This is a genomic window from Polycladomyces subterraneus, assembly GCF_030433435.1.
Classification (GTDB): Bacteria; Bacillota; Bacilli; order Thermoactinomycetales; family JIR-001; genus Polycladomyces; species Polycladomyces subterraneus.
In genome coordinates this window covers 30,940-46,765 of record NZ_JANRHH010000033.1, presented here as the reverse complement: position 1 = coordinate 46,765, position 15,826 = coordinate 30,940, and the positions used below count along the sequence as shown (strand labels likewise).

The 15,826-nt window shown below is 50.4% G+C and carries 13 protein-coding genes; 3 read left to right on the top strand and 10 right to left on the bottom strand.

The window, feature by feature from the left end; genetic code table 11:
• Positions 1-369 precede the first annotated feature (369 nt).
• From NWF35_RS08120 to NWF35_RS08110, 3 genes are all read right to left on the bottom strand, one after another.
• On the bottom strand, positions 370-1,560 hold the full coding sequence (locus tag NWF35_RS08120) for a dihydrolipoamide acetyltransferase family protein (protein ID WP_301238552.1): 1,191 nt from the start codon (positions 1,558-1,560) through the stop codon (positions 370-372).
• Between the two features lie 105 nt (positions 1,561-1,665).
• Positions 1,666-2,685 (bottom strand): alpha-ketoacid dehydrogenase subunit beta, encoded by a 1,020-nt coding sequence (locus NWF35_RS08115; protein ID WP_301238551.1) that lies wholly within the window; start codon positions 2,683-2,685, stop codon positions 1,666-1,668.
• 30 nt (positions 2,686-2,715) lie between these two features.
• Positions 2,716-3,720 (bottom strand): thiamine pyrophosphate-dependent dehydrogenase E1 component subunit alpha, encoded by a 1,005-nt coding sequence (locus tag NWF35_RS08110; RefSeq protein WP_301238550.1) that lies wholly within the window; start codon positions 3,718-3,720, stop codon positions 2,716-2,718.
• Positions 3,721-4,285: 565 nt separating this feature from the next.
• On the opposite strand from NWF35_RS08110, the gene dhaK reads away from it, so the two are divergent.
• From dhaK to dhaM, 3 genes are read left to right on the top strand one after another with little or no spacing between them, the layout of a single operon-like run.
• A complete protein-coding gene (gene dhaK, locus NWF35_RS08105) occupies positions 4,286-5,281 on the top strand; it encodes a dihydroxyacetone kinase subunit DhaK (protein ID WP_301238549.1) in 996 nt (331 codons plus the stop codon).
• A 14-nt stretch (positions 5,282-5,295) separates the two neighbouring features.
• The gene (gene dhaL, locus NWF35_RS08100; protein WP_301238548.1) at positions 5,296-5,931 is read left to right on the top strand and encodes a dihydroxyacetone kinase subunit DhaL; all 636 of its coding nucleotides are present in this window, start codon (positions 5,296-5,298) and stop codon (positions 5,929-5,931) included.
• A gap of 16 nt (positions 5,932-5,947) precedes the next feature.
• Positions 5,948-6,343: a dihydroxyacetone kinase phosphoryl donor subunit DhaM gene (gene dhaM / locus NWF35_RS08095; protein WP_301238547.1), complete on the top strand. Its 396-nt coding sequence runs from the start codon at positions 5,948-5,950 to the stop codon at positions 6,341-6,343.
• Positions 6,344-6,649: 306 nt separating this feature from the next.
• Here dhaM and NWF35_RS08090 read toward each other — a convergent pair whose 3' ends face one another.
• The 7 genes from NWF35_RS08090 to glnA all read right to left on the bottom strand — a co-directional run bounded on the left by NWF35_RS08090 (position 6,650) and on the right by glnA (position 15,801).
• A complete protein-coding gene (locus tag NWF35_RS08090; RefSeq protein WP_301238546.1) occupies positions 6,650-7,951 on the bottom strand; it encodes an ammonium transporter in 1,302 nt (433 codons plus the stop codon).
• Positions 7,952-8,168: 217 nt separating this feature from the next.
• A complete protein-coding gene (locus tag NWF35_RS08085; RefSeq protein ID WP_301238545.1) occupies positions 8,169-10,415 on the bottom strand; it encodes a YheC/YheD family protein in 2,247 nt (748 codons plus the stop codon).
• A 113-nt stretch (positions 10,416-10,528) separates the two neighbouring features.
• On the bottom strand, positions 10,529-11,251 hold the full coding sequence (locus tag NWF35_RS08080) for a DnaD domain-containing protein (RefSeq protein ID WP_301238544.1): 723 nt from the start codon (positions 11,249-11,251) through the stop codon (positions 10,529-10,531).
• Between the two features lie 73 nt (positions 11,252-11,324).
• The gene (gene asnS, locus NWF35_RS08075; protein ID WP_435873862.1) at positions 11,325-12,617 is read right to left on the bottom strand and encodes an asparagine--tRNA ligase; all 1,293 of its coding nucleotides are present in this window, start codon (positions 12,615-12,617) and stop codon (positions 11,325-11,327) included.
• Between the two features lie 242 nt (positions 12,618-12,859).
• The gene (locus NWF35_RS08070) at positions 12,860-13,339 is read right to left on the bottom strand and encodes an acyl-CoA thioesterase (protein ID WP_301238554.1); all 480 of its coding nucleotides are present in this window, start codon (positions 13,337-13,339) and stop codon (positions 12,860-12,862) included.
• A gap of 58 nt (positions 13,340-13,397) precedes the next feature.
• Positions 13,398-14,222 carry an ABC transporter ATP-binding protein gene (locus tag NWF35_RS08065; protein WP_301238543.1) on the bottom strand — a complete coding sequence of 275 codons (825 nt, stop codon included), beginning with the start codon at positions 14,220-14,222 and terminating at the stop codon, positions 13,398-13,400.
• 241 nt (positions 14,223-14,463) lie between these two features.
• Positions 14,464-15,801, bottom strand: a complete 1,338-nt coding sequence (glnA, locus tag NWF35_RS08060; RefSeq protein WP_301238542.1) for a type I glutamate--ammonia ligase — start codon at positions 15,799-15,801, stop codon at positions 14,464-14,466.
• Between the last annotated feature and the right edge of the window lie 25 nt (positions 15,802-15,826).

Here is a 15,826-nt window from a genome sequence, read left to right as displayed (position 1 = left end):
TTTTTCTCGATAAGCGTCGAACGTACATCTCCGGGGACCTTGGTGGAAATCCAGAAGTGGTCGATGTAATCGGGATCCGCGACCTCAAGCTCATTAGCCTGTCCCGGTTCAAACCATTGAATCTTCCAGTCTTCATTGATTTTCATACAACCGACCCTCCCTGTAGTACGCTAAGTTTCTGTATCCTATATGAGAAAAAAGAAAGTACCTCCTGCTAACATATGAGTGTTCTTTAACACTCATCATAACAAAGAGGTACATTCCAATGAATGATACGAATCCAGCAAACACTGGGTTTACTCTCATCCCAGGCACAAGTTTCCAGCATTTGAGCATACTCATTGTGGCCATATCAATTAGTTCGTCGGATTAGAAAAGCGTGTCCGGATTTCTCAAAAACTGCACCACCGATTGCAGGAATCTGGCAGCCGGCGCCCCGTCGGTCACACGATGATCAAACGTCAAACTAAGAGGCAGACGTTCACGTAACGTAAGACGCTCCTCTTCCAGTACTGTTCGTGGTTCGATTTGCCCTACCCCAAGGATGGCAGCTTCTGGAGGATTTAGAATCGGAGTGAAAAACTGAATCCCGTACGCTCCCAAATTGCTGACAGTAAAGGTGCTTCCCGATAGCTCCTCGGCCGATAGTTTTCCTTCCTTTGCCTTTTTAATCGCCTGGTTGACAATTTCCTGGAGATCGGACAGTGAAAACTGTTCGGCATTTCGTATCACCGGAACCAGCAGTCCATGCTCCGTATCGACCGCAACACCCAAATGCACATGCCGGAATTGCAGAATTCCCTGTTCTCCCCATGTCGCGTTCATGTAAGGGTGTTCCCTCAAGGCGAGAACGACCGCCCGCAAGATCAAAGTGGTCCAACTCACCGGACTCTCCAGTTGTTTTCTCTGTTCTGCTAACTCTGTCACATCCGCCCAGGCAGTGATCGTCAACTGGGCGGACTGCTGCAAGCTTTGCACCATCCGTTTGGCAATCGTACGGCGGACAGCCGTCAACTCTGCGATATCCCCGTCAGATGACGACCCGCTGGTTGATTCGTCGCCTGGTGCAGCCACATTAACCCTGTTTGCGGCATTTCGAACGTCGTCCTCCGTGATGCGGCCGCCGGGACCCGTTCCAACAACGGTCGCCAGATCCACCCCCATCTCTTTGGCCATTTGTCGAATGCGTGGAGACGCCTTCACCGACAGCGGAGACACCGGGTCAGCCTTTTGAGTGGTAACGGTGGCGGCAACCTGTTCAGCTGCTTGTTCTGCGGTTTCCCCGTCATCCACTTGTTGTGCTGACAGTGCGCCACTCACCGGCTCAATAATCGCCAACACGTCTCCGACGGCGGCCACTTCGCCACGTTTTACCAAAATTTTGGTAAGCCGTCCGTCGGCCGGCGCCTCAACTTCGAAAACCGCCTTTTCTGTCTGTATTTCTAACAACACTTCTCCTTTTTCCACCCAGTCGCCTTCCATCCGGTGCCAAAACACCACCAGGCTTTCCGTAACATCCGGTGTTGTTTCCGGCAATCTGACTTCGATTGTTTCAGCCATTTCTACTTCCTCCCAACCGCTTTCTGTTGATCCAGGAAGTGGTACTCTACTTTACGCTAGTTGATTACTTCCTCACTGCATCCTGCAACCGATCCCCGCACCAGTTTATTGGTTAAGCAAATCGACAACTGCATCGTAAATCGCCTGCGGTCCTGGAATCACGAACTGTTCAAGCGGGCGGCTGTAAGGAATGGGAACATCGGGGACCGCCAGTCGGCGGATCGGTGCCTCCAAATCATACAGCGCTTGTTCCGCCACAACGGCCGCCACTTCGGCGGTCATTCCGTAAGACAAATAATCTTCATCGACCACAACCAGTCGGTTCGTCTTCTTGACAGACTGTAGAATCGTTTCCTTGTCCAGCGGTACGAGCGAGCGCAAATCGATCACTTCCGCCTGGATTCCCTGTTCCGCCAATTTTTCCGCCGCCGCAAGCGCATGGTGAGTCATCATTTGGATGCCGACAATCGTTACGTCTGATCCCTCGCGTACCACCTTCGCCTTACCAAGCGGAACGGTGTAGGATTCTTCCGGCACGTTGCCGATAGAAGCGTCGATCTGATCCATCCACCCCAATCCTTGCAACGACTTGTGAAACATAAACACAACCGGGTTGTCGTCACGAATGGCGGAAATCATCATGCCTTTAAGATCGTAAGGAGTGGACGGCGCCACCACTTTCATACCCGGCAGATGGGCGAATGTTGCGTACAGGGTTTGTGAGTGTTGCGCTGCATCGCAATAGCCACCACCAACAGCGGTCATCAGCACTATCGGCAGTTTCACATGGCCACCCGACATATAGTGGATTTTCGCCATATGATTGTAAATTTGGTCCATGCAAACACCAAAGAAGTCGACGAACATGAGTTCCACGATCGGTCGAATGCCTTCCGCAGCCGCTCCAATTGCTGCACCGATGAATGCGGTTTCAGAAATCGGTGTGTCGAGCACCCGTTGCGGACCAAATTTTTTGTACAGTCCTTCAGTCGCCCCAAAAATACCGCCGTATTTTCCAACATCCTCACCCATCACGAAAACGTTCGGATCCCGCTCCATCTCCTGCGCGATCGCTTCCGCCAACGCCTTGTTTCCCGTCAACATCCGTCTCGTCATTGTTTCCATATGCCGATTCCCCTTTCCAGATCAAATGTTTTAACCGTCGATGCCACTCGTCGCAAACAGGTCTTCCAAAGCTGCCTCCGGTTTCGGATACGCACTTTTCCGCGCGAACTCATACGCCCGATCGACTTCCATCCTTGCGCGGGCTTCCATTTCCTCAATTTCCTTCTCCGTTGCCGCGTTTTCCCGTAGCAGATGGGTCTTCAGTCGCACAATTGGATCTTTTTCCTTCAGGTTGGGTACTTCGTTCTGGTCGCGATAGACTTCCGGATCCCCCTGAAAATGTCCCAGGTAGCGATACGTTTCAATCTCGATGATGGTCGGACCTTCCCCCCTACGGGCACGCTCAACTGCTTCGCCAGATACGCGATACATTTCAATCGGGTCATTGTCTTTTACGTAGTAGCCCGGAATTCCATAAGCAGATCCCCGTTTGTCGTTGGTTTCGACGGCCGTTGACGCTGATTTGGGGACAGAAATGCCATATGAGTTGTCCTCGATCACCACGATCAGGGGTAGTTTCCATAGTGCTGCCAGATTCAGCGTTTCGTGAAAAGCGCCTGCATTCGCCGCTCCTTCCCCGATGAACGCCACAGCCACCCAATCTTTTCCTTTCATCTTCGCCGCCAAAGCAGCGCCAGCCGCATGCGGCATACCAGCTGCAATAATGCCACCGCAGGAAAATTTCACATTGGGATCAAACAGGTGCATATGTCCGCCCTTGCCCTTCCCAAGACCAGTTTCTTTTCCGAATATTTCCGCCGTCATCCGGTTTAGGTCGACTCCCTTCGCAATCGCGTGATGGTGCGGGCGGTGCGGCGCCGTCACCGTATCTTCCCGGCGCAAGTGAGCGCAGATGCCCACCGCAGCAGGTTCCTGCCCAGCGGCTAGGTGCATTTCTCCCGGCACCGTTCCGGCTCCGATATTAAAAACAGGTTGCTTTCCTTCTGCGTACACCTGCACCATGGTTTCTTCATAATAACGAATTTTCACCATTATCTCATAAATCCACTTCAGTTTTTCCAACGGCACTGCCATGTTTTCTCCCCCTTATACGATGTTTCAATGTCATGATCAATTAAGATCAATCTCGCAACCGTCAATCTTATCTACTGGTGAGGACAAACTTGGACAGCGGCGAGCTTCGTACTTTCCATATGTAATCGTCACCCCACCCCCTCTTTCACCTATAAATTATACTTTTTACCAATTAGAAAAGCAATAATAATAACAATATTTTAAAAATAGATTATGGCAAGGTGCATAACTTCCTCTATTAGTAGTTTCTGCTACACTGTCATTTTGAGCTAACTCCTTTCGTTTAACCATCGAAAATAGGTTGATCAGTTATAAAGCCTGTCTCAGGAATAGTTGACCATAAAATATAATATGATATAATAATTTATTGAAAAATGATTATTTTACCAATATAGTATCCAGAAAAACAATGGAAGAGGATATTTGGCACTTAATACTAGAATCTACCTTAGAAGCTGCATTTTTCGATAGAACATCCAGCCTGAGAAGTTCATGTACCGGAAGGACCGGGGACCCATTGATGAAAATGTTGTGTAAATAAATTTAGGAGAAAGGAATGATTTTCTTGAAGAAATTGATTAACAACCCCGAACAAGTGGTGCGGGACATGATTGATGGCATGGTTTTAGCTCATCCCGACAAACTAAAAAACCTGCCAGGAACAAATGTCCTGATTCGTGCTCATGCTCCGGCGCAAGGCAAGGTCGCTTTAGTCAGTGGAGGCGGGAGCGGACATGAGCCTTCTCATGCTGGATATGTTGGAGTAGGAATGCTCGATGCAGCCGTAGCTGGAGAAGTCTTTACTTCCCCAACACCAGATCAGATTCTTGAAGCGATCAAAGCCGTTGATACTGGAAAAGGTGTGCTATTAATCATTAAAAACTACTCAGGGGATTTGATGAATTTTGAGATGGCTGCTGAGTTGGCAGAAGCCGAAGGAATTCAAGTTGCTAAAGTCGTTGTCAATGATGATGTTGCTGTTGAGAACAGTACATATACAACTGGACGGAGGGGAATAGCAGGAACGGTTTTTGTTCACAAGATAGCCGCAGCCCTTGCCGAAAAAGGTGCTTCTTTAGAAGAAGTGGAACAGGTGGCGAATAAGGTGATTCAACATGTTCGAAGCATGGGAGTCGCATTCACTCCTTGTACCGTTCCCGCCGCTGGAAAACCTAGTTTTGAAATTGGAGAAACGGAAATGGAAATTGGAATCGGAATCCATGGGGAGCCTGGTACACACCGAACCGCCATGGCTTCAGCCGACGAGATCGCAGATATCCTCTTATCCCGAATAATGGACGATATGAAATTAATCCCCGGGGATCAAGTAGCGGTCATGATCAACGGTCTTGGAGGAACCCCGTTGATGGAACTATACATTTTGAATAAAAAAGTTTCTCAAATCTTAAAAAACAGGGATATTTCCGTTTATGATACTTATGTAGGTGAATATATGACAGCAATTGAAATGGCTGGATGCTCTATCACACTCTTAAAACTGGATGATCAGCTGATCGAGCTGCTTGAAGCACCTGCTGATACGATTGCTTGGAAGAAATAACGAGGAGGTTTCACATGTTGATTCAATCTGACCATATCATCAAATGGATGGAATTAGTGAATGACCAAATAGATAGGCAGAAAGATTATCTTACACAGCTTGATCAAGCGATCGGCGATGGGGATCACGGAATCAACATGAACAGGGGTTTTAAAGAAGTTATCCATAAAATACATCAGACCACCTATGACGATATCGGGAAATTGCTTCAAGATATCGGAATGGTGCTTCTTTCAAAGGTGGGGGGCGCTTCCGGTCCGTTATACGGGACTGCTTTCATCAAAGCGGGACAGGTTTTGAAAGGAAAACAGGAAATCACCATCAATGAATTGGGTCAAGCCTTCCAAGAATCCGTCAACGGTATCAAACTCAGGGGGAAATCGCAGATTGGTGACAAAACGATGCTGGATGTTTGGGAGCCAGTCACAATGTATATTCAACAAAACGAAAACACGCTAAATATTCGGGAGCTGGTTTCCTACGCGAGAGAACAAATGGAAAATACAAAAGAATTGGAAGCCAAGAAGGGGCGTGCTTCCTTTTTAGGGAAAAGATCAATCGGACATTTAGATCCTGGTGCCGTTTCATCTTTCATATTGTTCGAAACCCTATGCTCAATCCTGCTTGAAGAAAACCTTATCAAGAAATAAAAAGGGAGATTTCAATATGGGATATGTGGGGATTGTCCTTGTTTCACACAGCCATGAATTAGTCAAGGGATTAAAACAACTGCTTTCCCAACTGAATCCTCATGTTCCGATTGCCTTGGCAGGGGGAACGGATGAGGAGGAAATCGGTACAAGCGCAGATAAGATCCAAGACGCTATAAAATCAGTTTATTCAGATAAAGGTGTTGTTGTCTTTTTTGACCTTGGCAGCGCTTTAATCAATACCGAATTAGCGATAGAGCGGTTAGCGGAAGATAACATCACGAAGGTTCATATTGCAGACGCTCCATTGGTGGAAGGGGCATATACGGCTGTCGTGGAATCTGGATGTGGTAGTACCTTGGAAAAAGTGATTAACGTAACAAAAGAGGCGAAATCACTAACGAAAATATAAGTGAAGGAAAACCGGCACCTGTGAGCGTACAGGGTGCCGGTTATTTGTGTCTGCGATGTGGTGACCTCTGAATTTTCTTTATGAGAGCGTGTCTGGTGAATACTGTCTAGTTGCTTAGCGGGTGCGCTCCACCTGCGCACTGCAAGGATACAGGTCATGGCCGCTCCGACACAGAGCACAGGACGCGGGTAAAATACGCTTTGCTTAGAGGAAGTTGCCCGAGATTTCATTCCTGCGCTTTCCGGGTATTCGCTCGGCCGGGAAAGCATTTTCTCCCTCACGGATTTACCAGACACTCTCTAGTGATCAAATCGCCTCCCCGGTTGCAGAAGCCCGGAGCGCTGCCGCAGGTTTGGTTGCAGCAGGTGCATCTTTCGTAACGGCTTCAGGCTCAATGCCGTGCTCGCTCCAGTCCAAACCTTTGATTTCCTCCTCCTGGCTGATGCGCAGACCGAACAGTTTATCCACGACCCACAGAATCGCCCAGGAAACCACAGCCACGTACGCCGCCGCCACTAATACACTGAGTGCTTGAACACCCAATTGTGTCCATCCACCGCCGTAAAACAGTCCCGGTCGACCAATACCGATGTACTCCACCAGATGCGGTGATGCGAAGAAGCCGGTGGAGAGCGTACCCCAGATTCCAGCCAAACCGTGCACGGAAAATGCTCCGATCGGATCGTCAACTCCCATCCGCTCAATCACAGTCGCCGTCCAGACACTCATCGCACCCGCAACGGCCCCAATCACCACGGCCGCCCATGGCTCAACAAACGCACATGCCGCCGTGATAGCCACCAGTGCCGCCAATGCACCGTTGGCGATAGACGGAATATCGGCTTTTTTGGTCATCGCGTAGACAGCGAGCCAAGCGCTCAAAACCCCCGCAGCCGCCGCCAAATTGGTCGTCAGAGCCACATATCCGAAAAATCCGTCTTTCGTCCCCAACGTACTCCCCGCGTTGAAACCGAACCAACCCAGCCAGATGATCATGGTACCCGCTGTGATCAAAACGGGATTGTTTCCCTGCATCGTTTTGGGTTTGCCGTCCGGCCCGTATTTGCCGATCCGCGGCTTGAGCAACAGCGTGGCGATCAGTGCAGCTATCCCGCCTTGCAGGTGCACTACTGTCGAGCCCGCAAAATCTTGTGCTCCGAGCGCACTCAACCAACCGCCGCCCCATATCCAGTGACCAACCACCGGGTAAATAATGGAGGTATAAAGCGCGCCGAACAAGAGATACACGATCAATTTGGCACGCTCGGCAAATCCTCCCCATGCGATGGCGAGAGACACTGCAGCGAAAGAAAGCTGGAACAGGTAAAGAACCTCCACGGGGATCTTTCCTTTTTCAACAGGCAGTGCCAGAAACCAACCGTTTGTACCAAACCACTCATTGCCAGCTCCGAATGTCACTGCATAGCCGAAAGCCCAGAAGAACAATGAAGCCGTGGCGAAGCTGATCAACTGTTTGCTGGCGATATGCCCCGCATGTTTCAAATGAGCGGAACCTGCCTCCAACAGCGCAAAACCGACTTGCATGAAAATAACCAAGAGAGCAGCCAACAACACCCATACTGTATCCAACAACAAAGGCACCGACATGTTCGCCCCACCTCTTGTGTAAGTTTTCCTTACATATCTTTTCTTTGATTATGTATATTATCACGAATGGAGGCAGATATCAATACATTAATGTTAATTTTCCTGACATAATGACGGCCGAAAAAATCCCCTTCGCATCTTGAAGGGGATTTTGGGTAAATTGGGCTTGCTGACAAAATGGTCTACCATCGCGATTTTAGGCGAACCGTTTTCCCTCTCATCCGGTTGCATTGACGGTCGTTTGCATCAGTTGTTGGTAAACGTCGCGGAACCGCTCGGCCACCAATTCCCATCGGTAGTGGGTCTCTACACGCTTTCGGGCGGCCAGACTCAATTCCTTCATCTTTTGCGGATGATCAAACAAATCGATGCAAGCCCGGGCCAAACGTTTGGCCAGATAATCTTTGGTGACGAGAACACCGGATACTCCGTTTTCCACTACCTCTGGAATACCGCCAGTTTTCACCGACACAACAGGCAAACCGGTTGCCATCCCTTCCACATTGACCAAACAAAACGCTTCATGTCCGATAGACGGGGTTACCAATATATCGGCCATCTGATAATATCGGGGCACTTCCGTATGCGGGACGTGGGAAATCCAATGAACCCCTTCTTTTAATGAGTGGATCTGTTTCTGAATTTCTTTTGCATAGGATGTTTCCACATGACGGCCGTAGCGGCTGCTGCCAACGATCACTAATGCGGTATCCGGGTGTTTTTGTCGAATAGTTGGTAAGGCGCGGAGCAAATATCCCAGACCTTTTTGTTCGATCACCCTGCCGACATATAAAATCACCTTTTTGTTTTCCAAACCCATGTCTTGTCGGCGCTCAATGCGTTGTCGAAGCACATCAGGGTCACCAATGGGGGGGAATCGCTCAAGATTGACGCCCAGCGGCACCACCGTCACCTTATCTGCCAATCGTGGAAATAGCCGGTCCAACCAGTGGGCCATGAAATTGCTGTTTGTCATCACCCGGTCCGACAACCGGATACTCTCCCGTAACGAATCTTTGTCCATCATCGGCGGCTTCGCATACGTCTTCGAATGAAGATACAATGTGATCGGGGTATGTGGACATGCTACTCGAACCTGCCGGACAAATGCCGGACGATTATCGATGTGAATCACTTGTGGTCGTAAACGTCTGAGATGACCGATCGCTTCCTTGAGATAACGTTGCGGTTGATCGGTACGGCAAGCCACATGCAATGCGTGTTCTGTTCGGACGCTTTTCCCGATCAGGTATACCTGATGCGTCTCGGCCAAATGCGGCAAAATTTCGCGTACACATGTTTCCACCGACCCGCCTCCATCGGGTGTCACTGGGAGGGAGCCGGATGTCAACCACGCCACCGTCGGTTTGGACGGTTGTACGTGCGGCTGCTGTCGTAACAGCCTGCCGGCGTATTCCATAGGTTTGGCAAATGTTTCTTTCCAATCTTCCCATTCCTTAGCTTGGCGGAAGGTGATGCGCAAATCGCGGCCATTCACCTCGATGATCCACAGATGACCTTTTTGATCCACGCCCACATCGAAACCGAGATCCGCTAGTCCCGGCATCTTTTCCGACAATCGTTCCGCCGCCCGTAACACGATCCTTTCAATCTGCTCTTTCAGTTCGGGAAGCGCGGTTGACCCGCCGAACTGAGAAGAAACCGACGAAAGCGGTACTGCCCGGCCACCCACCGCTACATTGGTTGAGATACCGTTCGAAGGGCCCACACGTGCAACGATCCCCGATACTTGCCACTTTCCTTGCCGATCACGTTGAACGGCCACCCGCAGATCAACCGGTCGCTCATCTACGCGAGAGAGAAATATCGGTTGCTGTACGATGATTTTCCCCTCCCGGCTGAGGCGGCGAACATACGCCTTCAGCTCAGGTTGCGAATACACAACCTCCCTGTCCCGGCGAGGAGTGGACGCCACCCATTTTTCCTCATGCTTCAGCGGGTCCAATCGTAACAAACCAATCGCCAAACTTTTGTTGGTCGGTTTGATATAGATGGAACCGTGCTTTTTCAAAAACGACATCGTGGTCTCCGTAGACAGCCATGCCGTCTCCGGTAAATGTGGCACCAATACGGGATCGTTTTTCAAACAGCGGTACATTTGCCATTTATCCATCCGGTTGTTGGCATTGAAAAGTTGAGTGTAAGGCAGAACACGCAAGCGAAAAAAACGTCGCTGGGCATCGCGTAAAATGGGCCGCACACGATTATGGATCACTGTGGGCAGGGGAATTCGACGAACCTGATAGCACCCCGGCCCTTTCCGGATATGGGCGCGCACCGACAAGTCATCGAATGCAATATCCTCCAAAGAGAAAAATACGGCCCGAAGCCCTTCGCGCCTGGCAAACCGGTCATACAGGGCGAAAGACTCATAAGGGCACTTACCCAAGAGGCAATCGCGAAGAATGTATCGGCTTACCAGTATACCTACGTCATGCGTCATCCCTCTCCCCTCCTGTCCCTATATGTGTATGCCGAAGGGGCAAAAGTAACGTAAACACTCGTCTATGCAAAACAAAATAGACAGAAGCCATAGGACTCCTGTCTAGGTAAAGGTTAATTCTGATTCACCCAGTTGTAAAACGAAAACCCATCCTTTTTCTGGTGAGGCGTTGATTGGTACAGCACACCTTTTTGGTGAAACTTCTTGGCATACTCGACGGCTTCCTCAGGCGTTCGAATACAGTTGCGCTGCCACTCTAGCAAAATCCGGTCAATATAACGAAAATTCAATTTGTTGCTGAAAACCGCCTCCCGCAAAGCGGCCAAGATCAGCTCGGCGGAATAACCATCTTGGTCAATCCAATGGGACAATGTCTCGCACTCCATCGGCGATAAAGGACGTCCGAACTCTTGTTCAAACGTTTGAAACAGTCGTCCGTAAGAGTCTTCTTCTCCCTCCTCCGTCATATCGGGAACTTCGCCTTCCAAATAAGCGGCGGCTAATTGTTGTAACAATGGCGTGGTGGAATACCGTTCACTGCGAATTCCGTTCTCCGTCACTTCTTCGTCAATGGATAAAAAGCCACCTCGTACCAGGGATTGGAGCCACCGAACGACTTGGTCCGCCGACACACTCATCCGCTCTTCCAACTCGCTCACCGTCGGGAAGGACTTTCCTTCCTTTTCCTGATATAACATGATGTGAATGAGCAACATCACTTCCCCTTCGGAAAGGCCCAACCGTTTGTACTGGGTGAACAGCACAACTGGCAAAGAAATGGACCCTTCCTGCAACATTTGGACGAGCGCGGCGTGCGGCGTCCGCTTTCGATCCATGTTCCTTCCACCTCTCATAAACTTACTGCCGGGGAAACGAAATGGCGGCCCAACAGACCGCCATTTCTCGTTATTACGGGTACAATCGGTTCAACATCCGCGGGAACGGAATCGTTTCACGAACATGATCCAAACCGCAAATCCAGGCTACCGTCCGTTCCAATCCCAGACCGAATCCGGAATGCGGGACGGTACCATATTTACGAAGGTCCATGTACCATTGGTACGCCTCACGCGGCAAGTTGTGTTCTTGGAATCGCTGTTCCAGCAGTTGGGGATCGTCGATCCGCTGACTACCTCCGATGATTTCCCCGTATCCTTCCGGTGCGATCAAGTCCGCTCCCAGCACTACTTCCGGCCGATTGGGATCGGGTTTCATGTAAAACGCTTTGATCTCCGTGGGATAGTGGGTGATAAACACCGGCCGATCAAAACTCTCGGCGATTTTGGTTTCATGGGGTGCTCCGAAATCTTCGCCCCACTCAAACTCAAATCCTTCTTTCTTCAATAATTCCACCGCTTCATCGTAAGTAATCCTCGGGAACGGTGGTTTCACCTTTTCCAATGGCGCGATATCGCGGCCGATGGTTTCCAGTTCCCGGCGACAATGATTCAGCACGTGCTGAACCACGTGAGAAACCAGTTCCTCCTGGATCTTCATGTTCCCTTCGTGATCGACAAACGCCATTTCCGGTTCGATCATCCAAAACTCGATCAGGTGACGCCGCGTTTTGGATTTTTCCGCACGGAACGTCGGGCCAAATGAATACACCCGTCCCAGCGCCATCGCGGCCGCTTCCATATACAACTGCCCACTCTGCGTCAAATAAGCATCTTCATCGAAATATTTGGTATGGAACAGCGTAGTCGTTCCTTCGCAGGAAGACGGTGTCAAGACCGGCGGGTCCACCAACGTAAACCCATTGTGGTTCAGATAGTCCTGAATCGCGTGGATGATTTCCGCACGAATCCGCAGAATCGCTTGTTGTCGCGGAGAACGAATCCACAGATGGCGATGGTCCATCAAAAATTCGACTCCGTGCTCCTTCAATGCGATCGGATATTCGTCCGCCACTTGGATGATCTCGATGTCGGTCACGTCCAACTCGTATCCGCTGGGAGCCCGGTCGTCTTGGCGAACCGTACCCCGCACATACAAGGAACTCTCCTGTGTCAATTGGTTCGCTTTCTCCCACACTTCCGGGGAGACTTGGCTCTTCACCAAAACACCTTGGATAAAGCCGGAACCGTCACGAATCTGCAGAAACTGAATCTTACCGCTGGACCGCTTATTATAAAGCCATCCGCCCAACTTTACTTCTTTACCAACATGGGCGGCGATATCCCGAATCATGGTTAACACCATTCGCCAACCTCCATCATTTCATCGACTTTGTACATTATACAACCATCAAATCAGCGCAGTCAATGAAACCGGATACGGATCGGTTGAAGCGGGAAACTTCCTGTAACTCCCGATTTTCTTGCCGTCATGACGGCTAGCATCCATGGATTGGGGCAAATCCGGTTTGTGAAGCAAACTTGTTTATGATATTTCACTTATAAAAAAACCGCTACGCACCATTCGCAACGGCAAAAACACATACTCTAGCGCCAGTCCGCCTGCCTCTTTTTCCGCTCTACCCGCTCTTGCCTGCGTTGTACTGCGGATTGGTGAAGACGCTTTTCCTTGTCCGTTTCTGGGATGACGGGTGGAACCGCCACGGGTTTTCCTTCTTTGTCGATCGCCACCATGGTGACGAAAGAAGTGGTGGTTAGATTCTTCTCCCCGGCCCGATTCTCGGAAATGACTTCCGCATATACTTCCATCGAAGTGTTTCCCGTCCAGGTTACAAACGCTTCCACTGTCAAAATGTCTCCCAAACGCGCCGGGCTTAAGAAATCCACCGAGTCGATCGACGCAGTCACTACCAGTTGTTTGCAATGTCTCATCGCTGCAATAGCCGCCACTTCATCGATCAACGCCAATACCTGTCCCCCGAAAATGGTGCCATAGGAATTGGTATCACTGGGCAGCACCAATAGCGTTTTCACCGTTCTCGATGCACTCACCGAAAATCCATTCATCACGTGTCATCCCCCTCACCCCAAAGTATTCCACCTGCTTCATCATACAATCCCCCTTTTATTGTCCCAGCGCCACGGGTTGTTGTACCTCCTTGGATGCGGAAGAAAGGGGGATACACATCGGGTGACCAGTTACGGGGTCGGTAATCACTTTGGCCTGAATACCGAAGACAGATTCAAGGGTTTGCGGAGTGATCACAGATGACGGTGTACCCTGTGCGACCACCTTACCGTCTCGAAGCGCGATGAGCTGATGCGCATAGCGGGCCGCTTGGTTGATATCATGTAAAACCATCACCACGGAAATTCCTTCCGTTTCATTCAACCGTTTCAGTAGATCCAGCACATCAATCTGATAAGCCAAATCAAGATACGTTGTTGGTTCGTCCAACAGTAACAGTGGTGTTTTTTGCGCGAGTGCCATAGCGATCCACGCCCGTTGCCGCTGACCGCCGGATAGAGAGGAGAGGGGACGGTCAGCCCACTCCGACACACCCGTCATCTCCATCGCCCATTGGACGATTTGACGGTCTTCCTTGCGCTTACCTCCCCAAACTGACTGGTGTGGAAATCGTCCGTGCCATACCAGCCCCTCTACCGTCATCCCGTCGGGCGATTGGGGATGTTGCGGCAAGATGGCAAGGCGGCGGGATACTTCCCGCGTCGGCATCGCATGAATCGCTTTGCCATTGAGATAGACAGCTCCTCCATGCGGTTGGATGAGCCGGGCCATCGACTTGAGCAGGGTTGATTTACCGGAACCGTTGCGACCGATCAGCGCCGTGATTTGACCGATGGGGATGTCGATGTCAAGCGCTTCAATGATCCGCTTTTTTCCGTACGCCAACGACAGATCCCGGGCACAAAAATGCGTTTCGTTCATGTGTACACCCTCCTCAATCAATCAGGGAATCCTCATATCCGAGCCAGGAGGAAACGCCCAATACGCTGAATGCCATCAGCGGATTGCGCGTCAACCCCCCGCACCCATAATGATGAATTTGAAAATCATTATCAATAAATGGTCACACTTTTAATCCTAATCGAACTCCTTCCCGATGTCTAGAGAATCTCATCAAAAAAGACACCCCCTGTGACAAACAGGAGGTGTCTTTTTTGTCGGATCAGTACAGGGTCAGGTATTGTTCCCGCTCCCAAGGATGAACTTGCGTGCGGAACATATCCCATTCGATCTCTTTGGCTTCGATGAAGTGAGCCAGCGCATGTTCGCCGAGCGCTTCGCAGATAACCGGGTCTTTTTTCAGCTCTTCCAACGCTTCTTTCAGCGTGGCCGGCAAGGACTCGATACCTGCATCCCGACGCTCTTCTTCGTCCATGACGTAGATGTTGCGGTCGGTTTGCGGCGGCAGCGGCAGTTTGTTTTTAATGCCATCCAGACCTGCTTTGAGCATGACAGCCAATGCCAGATACGGGTTCGCAGACGGGTCCGGGTTACGCACTTCGATCCGCGTGCTCAGACCGCGGGAAGCCGGTACGCGCACCAACGGACTGCGGTTTTTCGGAGACCAAGCCACGTAGCAAGGCGCTTCATATCCCGGTACCAACCGTTTGTAGGAGTTGACCAACGGGTTGGTGATCGCCGCAAAGGCACGGGCATGCTTCAAAATACCGGCCAAGAAATGACGCGCGGTTTCGCTCAGACCCAACTCATCGTTTTCATCGTAAAAGGCGTTCTCACTGCCCCGGAACAGGGATTGGTGGCAGTGCATTCCGGATCCGTTCACACCGAACAGCGGTTTCGGCATGAAGGTTGCGTGCAGACCGTAACGGCGGGCGATGTTTTTCACCACCAGCTTGAAGATCTGGATATTGTCGGCTGCACGCACCGCATTGGCGTATTTGAAGTCGATCTCATGCTGACCGGGTGCTACTTCGTGGTGGGAAGCTTCCACTTCGAAGCCCATTTTGTCCAGTGTCACGACGATGTCACGACGGCAGTTTTCGCCCAGATCCAGGGGTGCCAAGTCAAAGTAGCCGCCGTTGTCGTTCAGGTCCATCGTCGGTTCGCCTTTTTCGTTAGTTTTGAAGAGGAAGAACTCCGGTTCCGGGCCGACGTTGAACGAAGTGAAGCCCATTTCTTCGGCTTCTTTCAGCACTTTTTTCAGGATGCCGCGCGGGTCTCCCGGGAACGGATTGCCATCCGGCAGATAAACATCACAAATGAGTCCGGCTACTTTCCCTTCAGACCCCGAGCTCCACGGATAGATCACCCACGTGTCCAGATCCGGATATAGATACATGTCAGATTCTTCAATCCGCACAAATCCTTCAATCGAAGAACCGTCAAACATCATTTTGTTGTCCAGTGCTTTTTCCAGCTGACTGCGCGGGATTTCCACGTTTTTAATCGTGCCCAACAGATCCGTGAACTGAAGCCGGATGTACTGGACGTTGTTCTCTTCAACAGATTTCAAAATGTCTTCACGTGTGAATCGAGGCATAGAGAACGCTCCTTTGTCTGTTGTG